Consider the following 4,232-nt stretch of genomic DNA (forward strand, 5'->3'; position numbering starts at 1 on the left):
CATACGAATATTTCACCAGGTCTGATTCGATCATACTTACATACGGAGCTTTGTGAAGAACAAGTCAAAAAGACACTTTCTTCGCAATACTTCCCTCGGTTCTAGTATATCTACTTGCACTCTCTGGTAAATGAGGATCAATCTCTCCGTTGAAAATGCAAGTCTTCTTCTCAGAATGGACTCTCTATCTCATCGATGTGCCCATTACTTCAAGAATATTCGACTCCGGAGATGCAAATGGCAAATCTTCGTTTCCGTAGAGTCTCTCATCGTAATAGTTACGGCTCCTGAAACCGCCCGAGAGAGTCCCTGCAGGACCTGCTTCAATAGAAACCATAGTGCCAAACAGATGCCTAAAACCCATATCTACATTGTAGCGATCGTAGCCATCTATGAGAATCTGTCCTGTATTGCTATGCCCACTATTCTTCCCGAACGCGAAGAGGTTAGTAAACAATTTGATATTCTTGATCGCATCTCTTCCACTCGAATTGCTCTGGTAAGGCATTACAATGTTCCCGTTAGTTGCAACAAGATTGAGCATGTCATTCAAAGAGGCGTTGGATGCTGACTCATTGGGGTCGTAGTCTGGGTCAAAGGCAAGTCCCGGCTCATCGACGTAACTTCTGAAAGTTGAATCATTCAGCATATCGTTATAAAGGATATCGCCATAAATCCTGATGTCTCCCTCTTTTGACCTTATTGTGTATCTCCCGTCAATAACAGTTGCTTCTCTACCCAGTGTCGTTCCAATACCTCCAGGGATTCCAGAACCTCCTGTTTCAATGTCCTCCTCAACCACGTAGTAACCTCTGTTTGAAAGAGTAGTAGCCTCGGTAGTGAAGGAAGGATAGTCTTCTTCGTTCTCCGAGTTGACTTTCATTATGACGGTCGTATCGAAATTTATCTCGGAAAAACCATCGGACGGAGTTATCAAATACATATAGACATCTGCATCTGCCACTTTTTGTCCGTTACCACCACTTCCACCTATCACTTCCCAATCAGACCATTGAGAATAATTCCAGTCGGACCATACTGCTATTGCTACAGGCCCCTCGATGCTTGAGTTAAGACTCCATGACCTGGGTCCCTTTTGATAAGGTCCACTCTTGCCACTGAGTCTCCATTCCCATCCGGTGAAGACAAGAGAAAAAGCGATAGTCGACGTCTCATATTGCACAGGGTATCTGTTCGCAACTCGAGTTCGTTCCCTGATCTGGTGGCTGTCACTTGATGATCTTACTTCCCTATCCCACTGATACTTAATCACCGAATATGAAGTTGAGCTCTCAAAGGCTCCTGGCCCGACAAGATTGTTTAGTGGAGAGCCAAGAAGAACATCTGACGACATAGTTACACTATTAGCCGAGTCCAAAATGCTAAGGCTTCCGGTCGTTTCACTTTGAACAATGTTTCTCCTTTCCTCAATGATCGGAAATTCAAATCCTGAGAGCGTTACGTGGTCGCTACTGATTATCTCTCTCAGTTCCTCATACGTGAAGCTATCATCAGTTATGTTATCGTTCTTCCCGAGAATTGAGTTCGCAGAGAGCTTCCTGTGGTCATCATCAACTATCCAGGCTTCAAACGCATCCAAGAAGTCATTATCATTAATCAGTAGAGTTTCTAGCCATTGCGAGTCTTCACAACTTATCTGCTGTAACGTTTCGGTCTCAGTCACCTGAGAACCGGAACTTCTCTCAGTGTCCTTCAAGTAGAGGCCAATAGAATTCTGAGGCAAGCTAGTACCTCTCTCAAGCGCATTTAGCAAATCTTCAAGTGAAGCAATGTTTGAATAGTGACTGGAGTAATAATCCTCCATCTCATCGAATCTCGTTTCGAGGTCATCTATAGTCTTCTGACTTACCTTGATACTCCCTGCTCGCAGAAACCAGGGTAAAAAACGGCTGTTGAAATCTCCCGAAGAAGCGTTGTCTACGAAGTCAATAACTGAACCTTTCACTCTCATTTCTCCTTGCACTTCTTCATAGGAATCTGCAACAATTACCTCATTGAAACCCTCGAGAAATACCCATGTTTCGCCATTTTCAACGTGTACTGCATAGTACTTGTTGTTGAATCGTTCATCATCATAATCACCATCACCATCAGTATCCACTCGTATTGTCTTTTTTCCAACCCACTTCCCGGAAAGATCTATATTGGCATTCTCGTACCAAACTTCTCCATTGAAAATGGGCCCATCGTCCGAAATATCGTCCGGATCAGGCGGAATCGTTGCCTTCATTCTGAAACCGCCGTTTCCAGCTCCGCCCTGACCTACGGACCCAAAGAAAGTCGGCCCATATATAACGGATCCAGGATACCAGAAGGCAGTTGAGTTGCTTTCCAGTTCGAATCTCGACCAGTTGCTGAAAAAACGCGGGCTCGCAAGTCCCCAGAAGTAAGCACTCATATTCCCCTTAGAGGTCCTCACGATCGCAAGAAGAGTATTTGGAGATGATTTGTAAGGGATCAGAACCATATCGTCGAAGGTTCCACCCGTCACTTCATCAAAAACCTTAGTCAAATCAAATCCCGGCCTGTAGAACTGCTCACTAGAGAACTTAGAAAACAAATCCTTCCAAACCCGGTATTCGAGAGTATCACTAACGAAAAGACCAAGAAAATCCTCATACATTGTTGGGGTCGAAGTCAATGAGATATAGAAATCATCCTTGGATAGATCGAGATAGCTTTCTTCAGCAAACTTTCTCTTCAGGTATCCGAAATTCGCGAAGAATGCGTTCCCTCCGTCAACTTGAAGCTGTGCCTTGTTAATCCTCTGAAACAGCTCTGAAGTTGTAGAAGACGTCCTGTTCAGAAGCGCAACAGACAGAATCGTGACCGACATCATAATAATCAAGGTCAATGGCAAAACCAGTCCTTTTCTCATATAACTCACTCCCAATCACTTCTGCATTACTGCAGTGAATGTTGCTTCACGGCTCTTATCTTGTACGCTCATTATGGTTATTGCTGCTCCAAGCTTATCCAGCAAGTCAGAAGAGACATTTTCTGCATTTAACCTCTCAAAGAAAGACTCGTCTTCAGATACTTCCAAGCCGTAATCGTTAGCACCGCCAGATCTCCAGAAATTCGTGATTTCGTATCTTATTTCCGTGTAATCCTTCATTCTCGCGTTTGACTTGCTAAGAGTCGAGTGTATTGCGAGAAATATCTGAAAGACTGTCACAATAATTACTGCAACAACAGCCATTGTGATAATCATTTCGACCATAGAAAGTCCCTTATTCATATGTTCTCCTCACTTCACATTAATCAGTCTCACCGAGGATCTATGTGGTCTGGTCCCATCGGGAGAAGAAAGCATTATGCTATATAAAACCGATCCTCCGTTGACCGACTCAAATTCCAAATCGACATGGTCAAATGAGCTGGAAGAGAAAATTATGTTCTCAGCGCTGTCAAGAGGCTCAATTAAATCTGCAGTACTATCAACGGGAAAGTCTCCTTGAGCACTTTGCTTTTCCCATATGAAAAGCCTACCTTCATTAATATAAAACTGCTTTGTCACCTTTACCCTGACGAAGGGCAAAGAAACCATATATCTCAATCCTCTTGCCGGTCCCTCTTCACTTTCCTTTACCAGAGTTATCTTTTCAACATTTGGGCCTGCCTTTGAAAGCTCAGCCTGAATTATGCTGTCAACTTTGAAAAGTTCTGAATATCTCTCTACCTCTCCAAGAGCAATATTCGATCTTCTGATGAGATCTGTGAACATCAAGAGTACTGATGAAAGCACAATCGTGAAAACTATCATTACTACTGTCAGTTCAACAAGAGTCATCCCAATTTTCCTTCGTTTCACTTCTACCACCCTGTCCATTCGAAAAATCCTAAGATAATACCATAAGGACTATCCTTATCTCTTGTTTGTGTCTCTAGTTCTAACTTCGTTGAATGTTGCTCATTCAAAGTCTTGTCTTTCGATTGTGAGCTTGCAACAAGATGCCAATTCTCCGGTCTCGACGAGAATTAATTATCCACTGAGCTTTGAAGGACTCACGATTCTTATGTGGAGCTGCAATAAGTTATTACTCGAACGCTTGCAACGTTGATGAATCTATACGATCGGCCGGCATTCATTGTCAATCGCTCGGTTTCCTCAGAAATTAATTTCCCCAAATCAGTCGAATTGAGGAAATTAACTTCCTTCTATTTCATGCTGTTGGACAGTATTAACGGACAATCTCACTAATTAACAG

At 43.0% G+C, this 4,232-nt stretch carries 3 protein-coding genes; all 3 read right to left on the bottom strand.

Annotation, left to right across the window (positions count from 1 at the left end; genetic code table 11):
* Window positions 1-184 precede the first annotated feature (184 nt).
* Genes ENN47_10035 through ENN47_10045 form a run of 3 tightly spaced genes read right to left on the bottom strand, consistent with a single transcriptional unit; the run spans window position 185 to window position 3,853 of the window.
* Window positions 185-2,899 (bottom strand): hypothetical protein, encoded by a 2,715-nt coding sequence (locus ENN47_10035; protein ID HDP78501.1) that lies wholly within the window; start codon window positions 2,897-2,899, stop codon window positions 185-187.
* 15 nt (window positions 2,900-2,914) lie between these two features.
* Window positions 2,915-3,262: a prepilin-type N-terminal cleavage/methylation domain-containing protein gene (locus tag ENN47_10040; protein ID HDP78502.1), complete on the bottom strand. Its 348-nt coding sequence runs from the start codon at window positions 3,260-3,262 to the stop codon at window positions 2,915-2,917.
* Between the two features lie 9 nt (window positions 3,263-3,271).
* Window positions 3,272-3,853, bottom strand: a complete 582-nt coding sequence (locus ENN47_10045; protein HDP78503.1) for a type II secretion system protein — start codon at window positions 3,851-3,853, stop codon at window positions 3,272-3,274.
* Window positions 3,854-4,232 lie beyond the last annotated feature (379 nt).

Origin of the sequence: Mesotoga infera, assembly GCA_011045915.1 — a bacterium.
GTDB lineage: Bacteria > Thermotogota > Thermotogae > Petrotogales > Kosmotogaceae > Mesotoga > Mesotoga infera_D.